Raw genomic sequence first — 17,296 nt, 5'->3', positions numbered from 1 at the left:
GATGTATCCGATACACACCTGTATCGTAGAACGACGCTGCACGGGTCGGGCTGAATGGTCCGTGTGAACCGGAGGTTTTTCCATGACCGACACCTCATCCGCCCCCACCCGACGGCGCGAGAACACCCGACAGCGCCTGCTCGAGGCGGCGGCGCAGGTCTTCGCGGAGGTCGGGCTCGACGCCGCATCCGTCGAGGCCGTCTGCGAGGCCGCCGGGTACACGCGGGGCGCGTTCTACTCGAACTTCGCCAGCAAGGAAGAGCTCTTCCTCGATCTCGCCGCCGACACCGCGGCCCGCCAGGTCGAGGCCGTGCGGGCGCGGATCGCGCAGATCACGGCTTCCGGCACCTCAGCGGACGTGCCGGAGGAGGCCCTCGCGATCGTGCGGGAGGTGCTCGAGGCGGCCGGGCACGATCGCCTCGAGGTGCTGCTGATGGGCGAGATCCGCAACCACGCGCTGCGCAATCCCACGGTGGCTGCGGCCTATCAGCGCCAAGTGGACGCCCTGCGCGCGGAGGTGGCGCAGATCATCCTCGAGATCGCCAGGGGAAAAGACCTGCGGGTGCGGGTTCCGGAGCTTGCGGCCGCCGATCTCTTCATGACCGTGTGGGCCTCCGCCGCCGAAGCCGCGGTGATGGCCGGTGCCGATCAGGCGGGGATGCGTCGTCGCATCGGCGAAGCGCTGGCGGTCGTCGCCGAACTGGTCATCGACCAGCGCTGCTGATCGGCGCGCTCAGGCGATCTCGCGCTCCGCCGCCAGCAGCGTGTGGCAGCGCTCCAGGCGCTCGAACCACCACGCGCGACGACCCGCGGAGGCCGCGAGCTCGGTGAGACGCGGCGCCGATGGGCTCACGCGCCCGACCGGCAGCATCCCGTCCCGAGGCCGGAGCGCAGGATCGGCGACGTCGAGGTCGAAGAGGGAGGCCGTGCCCAAACCGCAGTCGTAGTCGAGGTCGCCGAGTGCGGCCGCGAGGGCCGTGCCCATCGACAGCCCGACCGAGGTGTCCAGAGCGCTCGAGACGACGGCCGGCAGGCCCGCCTCGGCGACGAGAGCGAGCGCCCGGCGCACGCCGCCGAGGGGCTGCACCTTGATCACGAGGATGTCGGCGGCTCCCGCGCGGGCGACCCGCATCGGATCCTCCGCCTTGCGAACGCTCTCGTCGGCGGCGATGGGGATGCCGAGATAGCGGATGCGCCGGCGCAGCTCGGCGAGTTCGTCGATCTCGGCGCAGGGCTGCTCGAGGTACTCGAGATCGAACGCGGCCAGAGCGTGCACCGCGTGCTCGGCCTCATCGACGTTCCACCCGCCGTTCGCATCCACCCGGATCCGCCCTTCCGGGCCCATCGCCTCACGCACCGCAGCAACACGGTCGACGTCGTCGGCGAGCACCTGGCCGGGCTCGGCGACCTTGATCTTCGCCGTCCGGCAGCCGTCGAACCGGGCGAGCACTGCCGCGACGGCGCCGGCGTCGACCGCGGGGATCGTGGCATTGACGGGGATCGCGTCGCGGCGTGCGGGAGGAGTCGGCGTCCAGCCGAACTCCAGAGCCGCACGCAGCCAGACGGATGCTTCCGCGTCGCCGTACTCCACGAACGGCGAGAATTCCGTCCACCCCTCGGGTCCTTCCAGCAGCAGCGCTTCGCGGACGTCGACCCCCCGGAACCGAGTGGCCAGGGGCAGTGCGACGACGTGCGCGCGGTCGAGGAGGTCGGCCAGGGGAGGAAGCGGGGTGCTCATCACCACATCATGCTCGGTCCCCTCCGGTACGCGGCGGTGCCACGGCGAGGCGGTGCGTGGGCGGGAATAGGCTGGCGGCATGCTTCTGGATACCCCCGTGCGCCTCGGCGTGCAGATCGAGCCCCAGCACGCGTCCTACGCACAGATCCGCGAGGCCGCGCGGCGGTTGGAGGATCTCGGCGTCGACATCCTCTTCAACTGGGACCATTTCTTCCCCCTGAGCGGAGACCCGGAGGGGCGCCACTTCGAATCGTGGACGATGCTCGCCGCGTGGGCCGAGCAGACCGAGCGGGTCGAGATCGGCGCGCTCGTGAACTGCAACAGCTACCGCAACCCCGACCTGCAGGCCGACATGGCCCGCACGATCGACCACATCAGTGCCCGCGGCGGTGACACCGGTCGCTTCATCTTCGGCACCGGCTCGGGCTGGTTCGAGCGCGACTACGACGAGTACGGCTACCCGTTCGGCACGGCCGGATCGCGCTTGAACGACCTGGCCGAGGGCCTGGACCGGGTGGTCGCGCGCTGGGGGAAGCTGAACCCGCCGCCGACCCGCCCCATCCCGGTGATGATCGGTGGGAAGGGCGAGCAGAAGACCCTGCGCATCGTCGCGCGTCACGCCGACATCTGGCACAGCTTCGTGCCTGCCGACGGTCTCGCGCACAAGATCTCGGTCATCGAGAAGTGGGCCGATACCGAGCAGCGCGACGTGTCGCAGCTCGTCGTCTCGAACGAACTGAAGAACCGCGATGAGTCGGACGCCGATGCCCTGTTCTCGGCGGGCGTGCGGCTGTTCACCCTCGGCTGGGCGCCCGGAACGCCGGACTACGACGTGGTGGAGCGCTGGCTGCGCTGGCGCGACGGCAAGAACGCCACGTGATGATCTCCGAGATCTTCGACCCCGCCGAATGGGTCGCGACCCCGGCGAATGAGCACTACACCGACATCACCGCGCACCTGAGCCACGACGGTCGGATCGCGCGCGTCGCCTTCAACCGGCCCGAGGTGCGCAATGCCTTCCGCCCGCACACGGTCGACGAGTTGCACCACGCGCTCGACCTGGTCCGCCAGGACCCGCGCGTCGGCGTGGTGCTCGTCACCGGCAACGGCCCGAGTCCGAAGGACGGCGGGTGGGCGTTCTGCTCGGGCGGCGATCAGCGCATCCGCGGGCGTGACGGCTACAAGTACGCGGCGACCGGCGACACCGATTCGCCGACGGATGCGGTCGATCTCGCGCGATCGGGCCGGCTGCACATCCTCGAGGTGCAGCGCCTCATCCGCTTCATGCCCAAGGTCGTCATCGCCGTCGTGCCCGGATGGGCGGCCGGGGGCGGTCACTCGCTCCACGTCGTGTGCGACCTGACGATCGCGAGCGCCGAACACGCGCGATTCAAGCAGACCGACGCCGACGTCGGCTCGTTCGACGCCGGCTACGGTTCGGCCTATTTCGCCCGGCAGGTCGGGCAGAAGCGCGCGCGGGAGGTCTTCTTCCTCGCCGAGGAGTACTCCGCCCAGCAGGCGTTCGACATGGGTGCCGTCAACCGCGTCGTGCCCCACGCCGACCTCGAGCGCGAGGCGATCGCGATGGCACGCACCATCCTCACCAAGTCCCCCACGGCGATCCGGATGCTCAAGTTCGCCTTCAACGCCGTCGACGACGGTCTCGTGGGCCAGCAGGTGTTCGCCGGCGAGGCGACGCGTCTGGCGTACGGCACCGACGAAGCGGTCGAGGGGCGCGACGCGTTCCTGGAGAAGCGCGACCCCGACTGGTCCGACTACCCGTGGCACTTCTGAGCTCATGAAGCTCGAGCGCGTCGACGCCGCCGACCCTCGCGCGGTGCTGCGGGCGCTGCGGGGAGCCGTGCTCGGCGCGGGCCCGGCGATCGCGATCGGCGCCGAGGGCGGCGCGCTCCCCGATGAGGTGCCGCCCGGTACCGCGCTGGTGGTCACGACCTCCGGGTCGACGGGCGTGCCCAAATCGGTGGTCCTCAGCCGCAACGCCCTCACCGCCGGTGCCCTGGCCACGGCCGCGCGGGTGGGGGAGGGCGCCTGGCTGCTCGCACTGCCGGCGGGCTACATCGCCGGCGCGCAGGTGCTCGTGCGCTCCTTGGTGTCGGGCCACGAACCCGCGATCCTCGCAGGGCGCTTCTCTCCCGAAGCCTTCGCCGCCGCGGCCGCCTCGATGGCGTCCAGCATCGGGGGAGTGCCCACGCCCACCTTCACCTCGCTCGTGCCGGTGCAGGTGCGGCGGCTGCTCGATGCCGCCGAGCGCGACGACGACGTGCTCGCGGCGGTGCGGTCGTTCGCCGCCGTCCTGGTCGGCGGGCAGGCTCTCGCTCCCGTGATCGGCGACCGCGCCGCCGAGGTGGGCATGCGCCTGGTGCGCACCTACGGATCGACCGAGACGAGCGGCGGATGCGTCTACGACGGCGTGCCGCTCGACGCCACGCGCGTGCGGATCATCGACGACGAGGTGCAGCTGTCGGGCCCCACCCTGGCCGACGGATACCTGGGCGACGAAGCAGCGACGAGCGCGGCGTTCCCGCGCGATGAAGACGGCACCCGGTGGTACCGCACCGGCGACACCGGCGAAGTCGTGGACGGGGTGCTGCGGGTGCTCGGACGGCGCGACAACGTCGTGGTGTCGGGCGGCGAGAACATCTCGCTCGACCGCGTCGAGCGGGCGGTGCGCAGCATCCCTGGACTGGAATCCGCGGTGGTCGTCGGTGTGCCCGACCCCGAGTGGGGCGAGGTTCCGGTCCTGGTCGCCGCGAGCGACACCGACGCGGCTGCGCTCTGGGAGCGGGTGCGCGAGGTCGTCGCGAACGAGGTCGGGCGGCACGCCCGGCCTCACCGACTGGTGCTGGTCGAGGAGGTTCCGCTGCTCGGGTCGGGCAAGCCCGACCGCGTCGCGCTGCGACGGCATGCAGCATCCGCATGACGAACCCGCCGTAGGATCTCTACCCGTGGCACGAAACACCGGCAAGAAGCGCACCCCTCCGAAGCGGCGCCCGAGCGGCAACCCTCAACGGGGGCCCATCGCGGCTCCGCCCGCGAAAGCGACGGCCCGCGATTGGATCGGTGCGGCGCGGCTGCGTACGCTTCCCCTCGCGATCACCCCGGTGCTCATCGGCACGGGAGCCGCACGGCTCGTCGACGAGCAGTTCCACTGGGTGCTCGCGCTCGCGTGCCTCGCGGTCGCGGTGTTCCTGCAGATCGGTGTGAACTTCGCCAATGACTACAGCGACGGCGTCCGCGGCACCGACGACTACCGGGTCGGCCCCGCCCGGCTGACCGCGTCGCGCAAGGCGAAGCCCCGGACCGTCTTGATCGTCGCCCTCGTGTTCTTCGCCCTCGCGGCGGTGGCGGGCCTCGCGATCGTGATCCGCAGTCAGCAGTGGTGGATGCTGCTGGTCGGGGCGGCCTGCGTCGCCGCCGCCTGGTTCTACACCGGCGGCAAACGCCCGTACGGGTACGCGGGCTTCGGCGAACTGTTCGTGTTCGTCTTCTTCGGCCTCGTCGCCACGCTCGGAACGACGTGGGTGCAGGTCGAGGAGCTGCCGCAGGAGGCATGGTTCGGCGCCGTCGCGGCAGGACTCCTGGCCGTGGCCGTGCTGCTGGCCAACAACCTCCGCGACATCGATCAGGACCGCGTGGCCGGCAAGCGCACGCTGAGCGTGCGGATCGGCAAGCGGGCGACCCAGGTGCTGTTCACGCTGCTCGTGCTGGTGCCCTTCGCCATCGCGGCGTTCCTGGCCCTCGTCTACCCCATCGCGTGGCTCACGCTGCTCGCCCTGCTCGCAGCGCTCCCGGCGATCCTGATCGTGTGGACCTACCGCGCCCCGCGCGAACTGGTCGTCGCCCTCTCGCTGACCTCGCTGACCTCGGTCGGCTACGGCGCCTTCCTGTTCTGGGCCTTCGTCGGCTGACCCCTCAGGGGCGGTCGGGGTCGTCTTCGGGAGCGCGCAGGTCGTCGTCGGCAGCATCCTCGGCGTCGGCGTCGAGTTCCGCGCCCCGGCGCTCGCGCTCCGCGCGGCGCTCTGCGAGTTCCGTCGAAACGCCCTCGAGCGGACGGCGCAGGAACAGTATCGACAGGCTCAGTCCGATCAGCGCCGCGAAGATCGCCGCCAGCCAGTAGAGGCCGTCCTGGAAGGCTGGGAACAGCATCAGGATGCCGAACGGCACGAGGAAGGTGAGCAGCCGCAGCACCGTGAACAGGAGGGCCGAGCGGACGCGCATCTCCCCATCCTATTTGCCCCTCGCGGGGCCATCCTCGCCAGGCCGATGCCCAGGGAGCGCGCCTAGGATAGAGGGATGACAAGGGTGCTGCTCATTCTGGCGCTCGTGGCGACTGCGTTCTGGGTCTACACGATCGTGGATTGCGCCCTGCAGCCGCCCACCCGCCACCGCGGAGTGAGCAAGGGCATGTGGATCGCGATCGTCGTCCTCCTCCCGGTGCTGGGCGGTCTGCTCTGGTTCGTGATCGGCCGCGGCCGCACGTCGAAGACCGTCGGACGTCGCGCCCCCGATGATGACCCCGAGTTCCTCGGCAGCATCGCCTCGGTCCGCGACCAGGACGAACGCATCCGTCGGCTCGAGGAGGAGCTCGCACAGCTCGACTCCGAAGCCGACGACCCGCAGCCGCCCGCGGCACCCGGCAGCATCCCGCCGGCCGCCGGCACGAAGCCGACGGACGAAGACGGCGACACCCGCGGTCAGCGCGGCGCCGTCGGCTGACATGACCGCACCCGAGGTCGCGCGCCCTTCGGTGCGCGAGGGCGCAGCGCCGGCGACGGATGCCGCCGCCGCCCTGCTCGGCGCACTCGTCGCCGGGGGCGTGCGCCATATCGTCGTGAGCCCCGGCTCGCGTTCGCAGGCCCTCGCCCTCGCCGCCGCCGACCTCGAGCGTGCCGGCCGCGTACACCTGCACGTGCGCATCGACGAGCGCGTCGCCGGTTTCACCGCCCTCGGCCTCGGTCGAGAGAGTGGAGTGCCGGCGGTCGTGCTGTGCACCTCCGGCACGGCGGCGGCCAACCTGTTGCCGGCCGCGCTCGAGGCGCACCATTCCGGGGTGCCGCTGCTGGTGCTCACCGCCGACCGGCCGCCGGAGCTGCGCGGTGTCGGCGCCAACCAGACCACCCGCCAACCCGGCCTGTTCACAGCCGCTGCGCGGCTGGAGCTCGACCTGCCCGTTCCCGACGAGGTCGACGACGAGGGCGACGGTGAACAGACCCGCGTGCTGCGCGGCGTCGCCGCCGACGCGCTCGCCGCAGCTTCGGGCGCCGGCGCCCGAGCAGCCGGCCCGGTGCACCTCAACCTGCCGTATCGCGAACCGCTGGGCGGACCCAGCCCGGCGTGGCTCTCCGCTTCGCCCGAGCCGGGGTCGGTAAGCGCCGCTCCGGATGCGTCGTCGGGAGCCCTCTATCAAGGGGGCGGGGGGATCGGCGCGGCCGACACCGCACCCGTCGAGGAACCGGCACGCGTGCTCGAGCGCGGTCCGCGCACGCTCGTCGTCGCGGGAGCCGATGCCGGAGTCGCCGCGGAGGAGCTCGCTCACCGAGGCGGCTGGCCGCTCGTCGCGGAGATCGTCAGCGGCGCGCGATTCGGGCGTAACCTCGTGCATTCCTACCGCGAGCTGTTGCGCGAACCCGACCTCGGCGGTGCGGTGGAACGGGTCGTGGTCTACGGACACCCCACCCTCAGCCGAGAGGTGACGGCGCTGCTCTCGAACGCCTTGATCGAGATCATCGCCGTCCGCGGACCGGGTGAGGCGCTGAACCTGAACGGCTCCACCCTCACCGTCGACGCTGTCGTCGTCGTCGAGGGCGCGGCCGATCGGGACTGGCTCGGCGCCTGGATGCGGGCGTCGCGCGCAGCATCCGTCGATCTCTCCCCCGCCGCACCCGACGTGGACGGCCTGGCCTCCGGCGTGCCCAGCGAGCGACTCGGCGCACTGGCGACCGAGGTGGCGGCGCTGCGCGCGCCTCTCGATCGGGCTGCTCTGGTCGACGCCGTCTGGCGGGCGACCTGGCCGCACGACCGACTGATGTTCGGCTCCTCGCGCCTCGTGCGCGTCGCCGACGCGGTGCTGGGCGGGAAGAAGGTGCCCGTGCATTCCAACCGAGGCCTCGCCGGCATCGACGGCACCGTGGCCACCGCGACGGGCGTGGCCCTCGCGAGCCAGGCCGACGGCCGCCCCGGGATCACCCGGCTGCTGCTGGGCGACCTGGCTTTCCTCTACGACGTCGGCGCGCTGTTGCTGCCGCCGGGCGAGGCCGAGCCGCGGCTGCAGGTCATCGTGGGCAACGACGGCGGCGGCACGATCTTCGACGGGCTCGAGGTGTCGCGGGTCGCGGCTCCCGAGGTCATGGAACGGGTGCTCTACACGCCCCAGACGGTGCAGCTCGAGCATCTCGCGACGGCGTACGGCTGGGAATACCACCGCGTGACCACCCGCTCGGCGCTCGACCAGCTGCTGACCGCGCCGGTCGGCGGCCGCCAGCTCATCGAAGTCCCCCTGCCGCGCTGACCCCCGAGCGCGTCCGCGGCCGTGGATTCGCGCCACCGGCGGGATGGCGCGAGCGCGCGGGATCGCGCAGGATGGGCGGATGAGCACAGACGGTTGGACCCAGCACCCGGCCGCGGCACTCCGGATCGGCCCCGGGTTCCACCTCGCCGACCTCGATCCGCGAAGCACCCCGGGGTACGCGGGGTCGAAGACCGAGGGTGCGCGGGACCTGGCGGAGGGAGTGCCGGCGCTCGACGGCCTCCAGGAGCGCCTCTTCGCGCAGAGCGTGGCCGGCACGGCCACCCGATCGGTGCTGCTGGTGCTGCAGGGCATGGACACCTCGGGCAAAGGCGGCATCGTGCGCCACGTGGTCGGCTCGGTCGACCCGCAGGGCGTCGAACTCGCCTCGTTCAAGAAGCCGACGGCCGAGGAACTGAGCCACGACTTCCTGTGGCGTATCGCGAAACGACTTCCGGAACCGGGGAAGATCGGCGTCTTCGATCGCTCGCACTACGAGGACGTGTTGATCGGGCGCGTGCGTTCTCTTGCGCCGCCGGAGGAGATCGAGCGTCGCTACGGCGCGATCGAGCAGTTCGAGAAGGATGCTGCGGCCCGAGGCATCCGCGTCGTCAAGGTCATGCTGCACATCTCGAAGGACGAGCAGAAGGCGCGGCTGAGTGAACGGCTCGAGCGCCCGGAGAAGTACTGGAAATACAATCCCGGCGACATCGACGAGCGGATGCTGTGGGAGCAGTACGCCGCCGCCTACCAGGTCATGCTCGAGCGCACGTCGACCGCGGTGGCGCCGTGGTTCGTGGTGCCGGCGGATCGGAAGTGGTTCGCGCGGCTCGCCGTGCAGCAGTTGCTGTTGGGCGCCCTCCGCGACATCGACCCGCAGTGGCCGCCCGCCGACTACGACGTCGAGGCCGAGAAGCGACGGCTCGCCGCGTCCTAGGCTCGAGGTCAGGCGAGGGCTTCGACGATCGGGCGGAATTTCACCCGGGTCTCCAGCAGCTCCGACTCTGGGTCGCTGCCGGCGACGATGCCCGCCCCGGCATAGGCCGTGAGCGCGATCGTGTCGGCCCCGACCACGGCGGCCTCCGAAGGCGGCCCGCCGAACTGGGCACACCGCAGGGCGATCGCCCATTCGCCGTCCCCGGAGGCATCCATCCACCCGACCGCACCGGCGTAACGCCCGCGGTCGAAGGGCTCGAGGCGGTGGATCAGCTCGCGCGCCGCGGCCGTCGGGGTGCCGGCGACGGCGGCCGTCGGATGCAGGGCCGTCACCAGGTCGAGCGAGGAGGCGGCATCCGACAGCACGCCCTCGACGTCGGTCGCGAGGTGCCAGACGTTCGGCAGCTTGAGGGTGAACGGCTGCTCCTCCGCCACGAGCGCGCTGGTGTGAGGGCGGAGCGAGGCGAGCACGCTCTGCACGGCGAAACGGTGCTCGTCCTGATTTTTCGGGCTCGTCGCGAGAGCCAGGGATGCTGCGGCGTCGGCATCGACGTCGGCGCCCCGCGCCGTGGTGCCCGCGAGCACCCGCGCCGTGACGGTTCCCCGCGAGACGGTCACCAGGGTCTCGGGACTCGCGCCTACCAGGCCGTCGACGGCGAAGACCCAGGTGTCGGGATACGCGGTGGCAAGCGAGCGCACCAGCCGGCGGAGGTCGGAGCCCGCGGGAAGCGAGCCGACGAGGTCGCGGGCGAGCACGACCTTGTCGACCTCGTGGCGGTCGATCGCGGCCAGCGCCTGGCGCACCGCGTCCTGGTACAGATCGGGCGTCATCGCGCCCGGCCCGAGGGTGGCCGACCAGTGCGGGCCGTAGGGGGACCGCGGCGGCAGCTCCGGTTCGGGGTCGTCGGGGGTGTCGGCGAAGGCGATGCGCGTGACCCACGACCGCGAGCCGCGCCGGCCGACGATCGTGCCGGGAACGATGAGGCTGTCCGGGCACTCGGAGCGGGGGTCGAACGCGAACGAACCGAAGGCGACCAGCCCCGTGCCGGGCACACCGACCGGATCGTCGATCTCGGCGGCGGCGGCGATCTCGCGCCAGCGCTCGGCGATCGCGAACCCGGGTCCTTCGGTGAGCACGGTGCCGAAGGCGGCAAGGGCGTCGCCACGACGGCTCCAGTACAGCGGGTCGTACGAGGTGGTGTAACCGAGGACATCCTCGACCGCCGCGACCTCGCGGGTCACCACGCGCAGCCGGGGGACATCGGATGCTGCGGTCACAGCATCCAGCCTACGACCGGCATTTCGGCGGGGGCCGCGCATCGTTCGACGGTGTGCTCGTCTTAGACTTCGGGCATGGCGACGCGTCCTGCCCCCGGTACCCCGCTCGTGTTCCGCTGGCGCAAGTGGGACGGCTCGCCGCACTGGGAGCACGATTGCGTCTACCTCGGCTCGGACGAGTGGGGCGACTGGTTCGGACAGCGCGCCGGATGGCGGAGCCACCGCCCCGGCCGTGAGGTGGTGGCCCCGACCGACAACGTCACGCTGCTGCCCCCGAGTGGCGAGTGGGCGTTCACCGCGAACGCCGCCCCGCACCCCACCCGGGTCTACATCGACCTCGCCTGGGACGGGCGCTGGCAGGACGGCGAGCCGACGGGGATCGATATGGACCTGGACGTCGTCGAGCAGCGCGATCGGATCTGGATCGACGATCGCGACGAGTGGGAAGAGCACCGCGTGCACTACGGCTACCCGCTCGACATCGTCGAGCGTCTCGAGTCGGTCGCCGTCGAGCTGGAGGGCCAGGTCACCCGGCGGGAGGCGCCGTTCGACGACGCCACCGTCGCCCGCTGGCTCGCACGCACCGCCGAATCGGACTGATCCCGCACCGCGGTTCGTCTCGACGTCGAACGACCGAGCGTCCCCGCGCGGCTCTCGCGCCTCGCGTACAGGGTGCTCGCCGTAGGATCAAGGCATGACCCCCGAGCCGAACCGCGCCGATCTCGGCAAGGATCCCGGCCGGGTGAGCGGCATGTTCGACCAGGTCGCCGCCGGTTACGACCGCACCAACGCGGTCCTCAGCCTCGGCAACGACCGCTTCTGGCGCGTCGCGACCACCCGTGCCGTCGCCCCCCGACGCGGTCAGCGCATCCTGGATCTCGCCGCCGGCACGGGAGCATCCAGCGTGGCTCTCGCTCGCAGCGGCGCCGACGTCGTCGCAGCCGACTTCTCCCCGGGCATGATCGCGGAAGGACGGCGCCGTCACGGCGGCATCCGCAATCTCTCCTTCGTCGAGGCGGACGCCACCGATCTGCCGTTCGGCGACGCCGAGTTCGACACCGTCACGATGTCCTTCGGACTCCGCAACGTGATCGACCCGAAGAAGGCACTCCGCGAGCTCCGACGGGTGACCAAGCCCGGCGGTCACATCGTGGTGTGCGAGTTCTCGCACCCGCGCTCGCCGGCGTTCGCGGGGCTGTACCGCTTCTACAACGACCGGGTGCTGCCGCGCGTGGCGCGTGTCGTGAGCTCCAACACCGAGGCGTACGACTACCTGAACGAGTCGATCCGCGAATGGCCCGACCAGTCCACCCTGGCGACCTGGATGCGCGAAGCCGGCTGGACCCAGGTCGAATACCGCAACCTCTCGTTGGGCATCGTGGCCCTCCACCGCGGAACGAACCCCGCATGAAGGCGCCGCAGCGGCGCGCGATAGGCTGACACCGTGACCCCGGGACCTTCCGCTGCGGGCCCGCGACTCGTCGTGGGCAAACTGGGCCTCACCGACCGCATCTTCGCGGGAGTGCGGTCCCGTCGCCTGCTCGCGACCGTCGAAGAAGGCCTCGCCCGTGTCGAGCTGAGTCTCGCCCGCGAGCTGCGTGTCAGTGACACCCTCGCCGACACGACCAGCCGTTACCTCTACGAGGCGGGCGGCAAGCGCATCCGCCCGATGTTGGCCGTGCTCACCGCCCAGCTGGGCGAGGGCGCCACGGTCGAGGTCGTCGATGCCGCCGCTGCGCTGGAGATGACCCACCTGGGATCGCTGTACCACGACGACGTCATGGACGGCGCCGATGTGCGCCGTGGTGTGCCGAGCGCGCAGACCGTGTGGGGCAACAACATCGCCATCCTCACGGGCGACCTGCTGTTCTCCCGCGCGAGCCAGATCATGGCGCGCTTCGGCGAGCGGGCCATCCGCCTGCAAGCCGACACCTTCGAGCGCCTCGTTCTCGGACAGATGCACGAGACCGTCGGACCGCAGCCGGGCGATGACCCCGTCGCGTTCTACCTGCAGGTGCTCTCCGACAAGACCGGTTCGCTCATCGCCACCGCCGCGATGGCGGGCGTGATCTTCTCCCACGGTCCGTCCGAGCTGGAAGAGCCCATCCGCACGTTCGGCGAGAAGGCGGGCGTCGCGTTCCAGTTGCTCGACGACGTGATCGACCTCTCCGCGAACCCCGACGAGACCGGCAAGGTGCCCGGCACCGACCTCCGCGCCGGCGTGCCGACGATGCCCTACCTGCTGCTCGGCGAGCGGACGGATGCTGCGTCCCGCGCCCTCCGCGGGAGCATCGACGAGGGTGTCGCCCGCATCGCGGACGGCGCCGACGCCTCGCTGCTCGACGCGCCCCTGGCCCGCCTCCGCGACCACGATGCCACCCGCGACACCCTGCGCCTCGCGCACGAATGGTCGCAACACGCGATCGATGCGCTCGCGCCGGTGCCCGACGGGCCGGTGCGCGAAGCGCTGACCCGCTTCGCGCAGGCTGTCGCCGACCGCTCCAGCTGATCTTTTCGACAGCGTCGGCGCGGGCCACTGGCTCAGGGCGCCGACCCGACCACCGAAACCCCGAGGAACATTCATGACGAAGCTCAGGCTCGCCATCGTCGGAGCCGGCCCTGCCGGTATCTACGCCGCCGACATCCTGCTCAAGACCGAACGCGGATTCGACGTCTCGATCGACCTGTTCGAGCAGCTCCCCGCCCCTTATGGTCTGGTGCGCTACGGCGTCGCCCCCGATCACCCGCGCATCAAGGGCATCATCACGGCCCTGCGCGAAGTTCTCGACCGCGGTGACATCCGCCTGTTCGGCAACGTGCGCTTCGGTCAGGACATCACCCTGGATGACCTCAAGAAGCACTACCACGCCGTGATCTTCTCCACCGGAGCGATCCGTGACGCCGGTCTCGACATCCCGGGTATCGACGCCGAGGGGTCTTACGGCGCTGCGGACTTCGTCAGCTGGTTCGACGGACACCCCGATGTGCCCCGCGAATGGCCTCTGGACGCAGCATCCGTCGCCGTCATCGGCAATGGAAACGTCGCGCTCGACGTCACCCGCATGCTCGCGAAGCACGCCGACGACCTGCTGCCGACCGAGATTCCGCAGAACGTCTACGAGGGCCTCAAGGCTTCGCCCGTCACCGACGTGCACGTCTTCGGCCGCCGCGGGCCCGCGCAGGTCAAGTTCACCCCGCTCGAGCTGCGCGAGCTCGGCGAGCTGCGCGACGTCGACATGGTCGTGTACGACGAGGACTTCGAGTACGACGACGCTTCGCGCGCGGCGATCGCGAGCAACAAGCAGGTCATGGTCATCGACCGGGTGCTGCAGTCGTGGCGTAAGCGCCCGGGCGTCAACGGTCTCGGCGGCGAGGCGTCGCGGCGCCTGCACCTGCACTTCTGGGCGAAGCCCATCGAGGTGAAGACGGATGCCGAGGGCCGCGTCGCCGCGCTCGTCTACGAGCGCACGCGTCCCGACGGTCAAGGTGGCGTCGAAGGCACCGGCGAGCTGCGGGAAGTGCCGATCCAGGCGTTGTACCGAGCGGTCGGGTACTTCGGCTCGCCCCTCCCGGGCGTGCCGTTCGATGAGCGTCACGGCGTGATCCCGAACCAAGAGGGCCAGGTGCTGCACCACGACACCAACGAGCGCGTGCCCGGTGTGTACGCGACCGGGTGGATCAAGCGCGGCCCGGTCGGGCTGATCGGTCACACGAAGTCCGACGCGATGGAGACCGTGCGCCACATCGTGACCGACCAGGGCTCGTGGTGGCAGCCGGAGGATGCCTCCGAGGAGGCGATCCCGGCACTGCTCGCCGAGCGCGGCGTGGCGTGGACCGACCTCGAGGGGTGGCACCGCCTCGACGAGTACGAGATGGCGCTCGGCGCTCCGCACGAGCGGGCACGGATCAAGGTCGTGCCGCGCGACGAGATGGTGCGGGTCTCGCGCGGCGAGGAGTAGCCGCGCGCTGCAGCGGCAGCATCCGCTCCGCTCCTTCGTGTGCACCCGGGAGGGGATGTGCCTTCGGGAGGGCCGTTGGGGCTGAGGGCCCCTCCCGAGCGCACATCTCCTCCCGGGTGAGCAAGAGGCTCGCGTTTCTTCTCCTCCCCGGGGACTCCGGCGACGGATTCGTCCACAGAAGCGGCTGAGGCAGCGTCGGGCCGGGTCGCCTCCGGGAACGATGAACGGATGCTGTCGCCGGTCGAGCTCGTTCGCAGCCACGGTGGGGTGGCCCGCACCGCGCTGCTTTTCGAGAGCGGCTGCAGCCGGCGTTCTGTCGGCACGGCCATCGCGGACGGGACGCTCCTTCGCCTCCGTCGCGGATGGGTGGGCGTGCCCGATGCCGACCCCTTCCTCGCCGCGGCGGCGCGCGCGGGTGTCGTGTTGACGTGCGTGACCCAGGCGCGGCGGCTGGGGCTGTGAGTGCTGGCGGACGAAACGCCGCACGTGGCGGCTCCGCCGCACGCCGGACACGCGACCATCGGCACCGCGGTGATGCACTGGGCGGAGCCGGTGGTGCCACGGCACCCGAACCACCTGGAGGACGAGGTGGAGAACGTGTTGAGCATCGTCGCGGTCTGCCAGCCGTATGAATCGGCCCTCGCGGTCTGGGAATCGGCGCTCAAGCAGGGTGTCGTCGACGTGCGGGCGCTTCGGCGACTCGATCTCGGCCCGGCCGCTCGGCGCCTTCGCGACGAGGCCGACCCCTTCGCCGATTCGGGGCTCGAGTCCTTCGTGGTGCCGCGGCTGCGATGGATGCGGCTGCCGCTCCGGCGCCAGGTATGGATCGCCGGTCGCCCGGTCGACCTCCTGATCGGGGAGCGGCTGATCCTGCAGATCGATGGCGGTCACCACGTCGGGGCGCAGCGCGAGCGCGACATCGCCCATGACGCCGAGCTCGCCCTGCTGGGCTACCACGTCATCCGCGTCGGCTATGGGGCGATCGTCGATGACTGGGCCGCCGTACAGGCGCGCCTCATGCGAGCGGTCGCCCAGGGCTTGCACCGGGTGATGTGAGCCCCCGCCGTGTGCACTCGGGAGGGGATGTGCATTCGGGAGGGTCGCTGGGGCTGAGGGCTCCTCCCGAGCGCACATCTCCTCCCGGGTGAGCAGGCCAGGGGAGGGGATGCTTGGACCGAACGCGCAAAGAATCGGTCAATCGTCCCGAGGGCCGGCGATCGCGGCGCTCTAGGCTGGCCGGATGAGCGAGGGGTGGCGGCCGGACATCCTCGGCGAGGGGTTCGAGCAGCTCACCCTCCCGCTGCCGCCCGACGGCGCCTCGAACGAGCCCGCCCCGAGCCGTCCGCCCCACCACCGCCATCCCGAGTCAGCGCCCGAACCGGAGGCGCCCGACCTCGTCGCGACGCTAGTGCGCAGCATCCCCTCTTCCTGGCAGCGGCTCACCGGGGCGTGGCGCGACGTCGACGTGCTCTACATCCACGGTTGGTCGGACTACTTCTTCCAGACCGAGCTCGCCGACTTCTTCACCGACCGTGGCGCGCACTTCTACGCGCTGGACCTGCGCCGATACGGGCGCAGCCTCCGCCCCGGGCAGACGCCGGGCGACGTGCACTCGCTCGAGGACTACGACATCGAGATCGACGCGGCCCTCACCGAGATGGGGCAGGATGCTGTGCACCACCGCCGGCTCGTGATGATCGGGCACTCCACGGGCGGACTCACCGTGACCCTGTGGGCGTCGCGGAACCCGGGCCGAGCAGACGGGATCGTGCTCAACAGCCCGTGGCTGGAACTGCAGCTGGGCGCGGTCGGGCGCCAAGCGCTGGCCCCGATCGTGAACGCGCGCGCCCGGATCGACCCGCTCGGCACCCAACCGGTCGTGGATCTCGGGTTCTACACGAGGGCCCAGCGTGAGCTCGGGGTGCTGCCCGATGCGCCGCCGCTCTGGCGTCCGCCCCAGGGCTTCCCCACGCACCCGCGGTGGCTCGCCGCCGTGCTCGAGGGGCACCGGCGGGTGGCGGCGGGGCTCGACATCGGCGCTCCCGCCCTGGTGCTGCTGTCGGCGCGGTCGACACCGCCGCTCACCTGGAGCGACGAGATGACCGAGAGCGATTCGGTGCTGGTCGTCGACGAGATCGCCCGCAGCGCCACGCGGCTCGGCGAATCCGTCACGATCGCCCGGATCGACGGCGCGCTGCACGACGTGTTCATCTCGCAGCCCGAGGCTCGAGCGAGCGCCTACCGCTCGCTCGATGTGTTCGTGCGGGTCTTGCTCGCCGACCTGTGACCTCGGCTCAGCGGAAGATCCGCCGAGCGAGCGCGACGACCGCCCAGGCGCCGAGCACCCAGGGGGCGGCGACGATGATCGGGTCCATCCAGGTGTGGCGGAGGTCGACCCGCCCGCGCCCGAAGCGCGAGGCGAGGGGACGGCGCCGCAGCTCGCCGAGGATGCCGGTCTCGGTGATCGGGTTGTCGGGACGCAACGTGAACAGCGACCTCAGGTGCGCACCGGTGGCCTCGACCCGGTCGGCGAGGATCAACAGCAGGAAGTGCGTGGCCAGCCCTTCGCTGAAGCGGGCGTAGGCGAACCGTCGGATGGCGCCCGACACGCCGTGCAGCGGCTGGGCGGTGCCGAACACCGGGGTGAGGGACGCGTGCTCGATCGAGCGTTCCCGCGGCCGGTGCTCGATCTGCTGGTCGGGCAGGTCCCAGTGGGCGCCGGTGATCTCGGGGGCGAACCGCTCCTGCGGGTAGGCGGGGCGGTCGGCGTGGTCGAGGTCGGCTCCCCAGCCGGGGATGCGGGCACGCAACTCGTCGGGGCTGGGGTTCGGGTGCTTTCGCTGCGCGGGGTAGGCCATG

General features: G+C 71.3%; 19 protein-coding genes. 15 read left to right on the top strand and 4 right to left on the bottom strand.

Annotated elements, in window-relative coordinates:
* Positions 1-82: 82 nt before the first annotated feature.
* Positions 83-724 carry a TetR/AcrR family transcriptional regulator gene (locus ACFXP5_RS15130; RefSeq protein ID WP_394545401.1) on the top strand — a complete coding sequence of 214 codons (642 nt, stop codon included), beginning with the start codon at positions 83-85 and terminating at the stop codon, positions 722-724.
* A 9-nt stretch (positions 725-733) separates the two neighbouring features.
* On the opposite strand, the gene ACFXP5_RS15125 is transcribed toward ACFXP5_RS15130, so the two are convergent.
* Positions 734-1,738, bottom strand: coding sequence for an o-succinylbenzoate synthase (locus ACFXP5_RS15125; RefSeq protein WP_394545399.1), 1,005 nt, complete (start codon positions 1,736-1,738; stop codon positions 734-736).
* A 79-nt stretch (positions 1,739-1,817) separates the two neighbouring features.
* Between ACFXP5_RS15125 and ACFXP5_RS15120 the strand changes: the two genes are divergently transcribed.
* The 4 genes from ACFXP5_RS15120 to ACFXP5_RS15105 are packed head-to-tail and all read left to right on the top strand — an operon-like array spanning position 1,818 to position 5,667.
* Positions 1,818-2,618, top strand: a complete 801-nt coding sequence (locus tag ACFXP5_RS15120) for an LLM class F420-dependent oxidoreductase (RefSeq protein ID WP_394529235.1) — start codon at positions 1,818-1,820, stop codon at positions 2,616-2,618.
* A complete protein-coding gene (locus ACFXP5_RS15115; RefSeq protein WP_394545397.1) occupies positions 2,618-3,532 on the top strand; it encodes a 1,4-dihydroxy-2-naphthoyl-CoA synthase in 915 nt (304 codons plus the stop codon). Before ACFXP5_RS15120 ends, ACFXP5_RS15115 begins: the two co-directional genes overlap by 1 nt.
* A gap of 4 nt (positions 3,533-3,536) precedes the next feature.
* Positions 3,537-4,679 carry an AMP-binding protein gene (locus ACFXP5_RS15110; protein WP_394545395.1) on the top strand — a complete coding sequence of 381 codons (1,143 nt, stop codon included), beginning with the start codon at positions 3,537-3,539 and terminating at the stop codon, positions 4,677-4,679.
* A complete protein-coding gene (locus tag ACFXP5_RS15105) occupies positions 4,663-5,667 on the top strand; it encodes a 1,4-dihydroxy-2-naphthoate polyprenyltransferase (protein ID WP_394545393.1) in 1,005 nt (334 codons plus the stop codon). Before ACFXP5_RS15110 ends, ACFXP5_RS15105 begins: the two co-directional genes overlap by 17 nt.
* Positions 5,668-5,671: 4 nt before the next feature.
* On the opposite strand, the gene ACFXP5_RS15100 is transcribed toward ACFXP5_RS15105, so the two are convergent.
* Positions 5,672-5,977 (bottom strand): DUF4229 domain-containing protein, encoded by a 306-nt coding sequence (locus ACFXP5_RS15100; protein ID WP_394529232.1) that lies wholly within the window; start codon positions 5,975-5,977, stop codon positions 5,672-5,674.
* A 75-nt stretch (positions 5,978-6,052) separates the two neighbouring features.
* Here ACFXP5_RS15100 and ACFXP5_RS15095 point away from each other — a divergent pair, with 75 nt between their 5' ends.
* From ACFXP5_RS15095 to ACFXP5_RS15085, 3 genes are all read left to right on the top strand, one after another.
* Entirely contained in the window at positions 6,053-6,475 is a 423-nt protein-coding gene (locus tag ACFXP5_RS15095) for a PLDc N-terminal domain-containing protein (RefSeq protein WP_394529231.1), read from the top strand.
* Position 6,476: 1 nt separating this feature from the next.
* Positions 6,477-8,267: a 2-succinyl-5-enolpyruvyl-6-hydroxy-3-cyclohexene-1-carboxylic-acid synthase gene (menD, locus tag ACFXP5_RS15090; RefSeq protein ID WP_394545391.1), complete on the top strand. Its 1,791-nt coding sequence runs from the start codon at positions 6,477-6,479 to the stop codon at positions 8,265-8,267.
* Between the two features lie 79 nt (positions 8,268-8,346).
* Complete coding sequence (locus ACFXP5_RS15085; RefSeq protein WP_394545389.1) at positions 8,347-9,201, top strand: PPK2 family polyphosphate kinase; 855 nt, start codon at positions 8,347-8,349, stop codon at positions 9,199-9,201.
* A gap of 8 nt (positions 9,202-9,209) precedes the next feature.
* Here the strand turns inward: ACFXP5_RS15085 and ACFXP5_RS15080 are convergent, their stop codons facing one another.
* Positions 9,210-10,478 (bottom strand): isochorismate synthase, encoded by a 1,269-nt coding sequence (locus ACFXP5_RS15080; protein ID WP_394545387.1) that lies wholly within the window; start codon positions 10,476-10,478, stop codon positions 9,210-9,212.
* 75 nt (positions 10,479-10,553) lie between these two features.
* Here ACFXP5_RS15080 and ACFXP5_RS15075 point away from each other — a divergent pair, with 75 nt between their 5' ends.
* From ACFXP5_RS15075 to ACFXP5_RS15045, 7 genes are all read left to right on the top strand, one after another.
* Entirely contained in the window at positions 10,554-11,078 is a 525-nt protein-coding gene (locus tag ACFXP5_RS15075; RefSeq protein ID WP_394529227.1) for a DUF402 domain-containing protein, read from the top strand.
* Positions 11,079-11,172: 94 nt separating this feature from the next.
* Positions 11,173-11,889 (top strand): bifunctional demethylmenaquinone methyltransferase/2-methoxy-6-polyprenyl-1,4-benzoquinol methylase UbiE, encoded by a 717-nt coding sequence (gene ubiE, locus ACFXP5_RS15070; RefSeq protein ID WP_394529226.1) that lies wholly within the window; start codon positions 11,173-11,175, stop codon positions 11,887-11,889.
* A 33-nt stretch (positions 11,890-11,922) separates the two neighbouring features.
* Positions 11,923-12,987, top strand: a complete 1,065-nt coding sequence (locus ACFXP5_RS15065; RefSeq protein ID WP_394529225.1) for a polyprenyl synthetase family protein — start codon at positions 11,923-11,925, stop codon at positions 12,985-12,987.
* Between the two features lie 73 nt (positions 12,988-13,060).
* A complete protein-coding gene (locus ACFXP5_RS15060; protein ID WP_394545385.1) occupies positions 13,061-14,437 on the top strand; it encodes an FAD-dependent oxidoreductase in 1,377 nt (458 codons plus the stop codon).
* A gap of 228 nt (positions 14,438-14,665) precedes the next feature.
* Positions 14,666-14,899, top strand: coding sequence for a type IV toxin-antitoxin system AbiEi family antitoxin domain-containing protein (locus tag ACFXP5_RS15055; RefSeq protein ID WP_394545383.1), 234 nt, complete (start codon positions 14,666-14,668; stop codon positions 14,897-14,899).
* Positions 14,900-15,493: an endonuclease domain-containing protein gene (locus ACFXP5_RS15050; RefSeq protein ID WP_394545381.1), complete on the top strand. Its 594-nt coding sequence runs from the start codon at positions 14,900-14,902 to the stop codon at positions 15,491-15,493.
* Between the two features lie 184 nt (positions 15,494-15,677).
* Entirely contained in the window at positions 15,678-16,724 is a 1,047-nt protein-coding gene (locus tag ACFXP5_RS15045; RefSeq protein WP_394529222.1) for an alpha/beta hydrolase, read from the top strand.
* A gap of 7 nt (positions 16,725-16,731) precedes the next feature.
* On the opposite strand, the gene ACFXP5_RS15040 is transcribed toward ACFXP5_RS15045, so the two are convergent.
* Positions 16,732-17,295 (bottom strand): hypothetical protein, encoded by a 564-nt coding sequence (locus ACFXP5_RS15040; protein ID WP_394529221.1) that lies wholly within the window; start codon positions 17,293-17,295, stop codon positions 16,732-16,734.
* Between the last annotated feature and the right edge of the window lies 1 nt (position 17,296).

The sequence above is a fragment of the Microbacterium hanjuni genome (assembly GCF_043556395.1).
GTDB lineage: Bacteria > Actinomycetota > Actinomycetes > Actinomycetales > Microbacteriaceae > Microbacterium.
The sequence above is the reverse complement of the archived record's forward strand: the minus strand, read 5'-3'. Positions and strand labels throughout refer to the sequence as shown.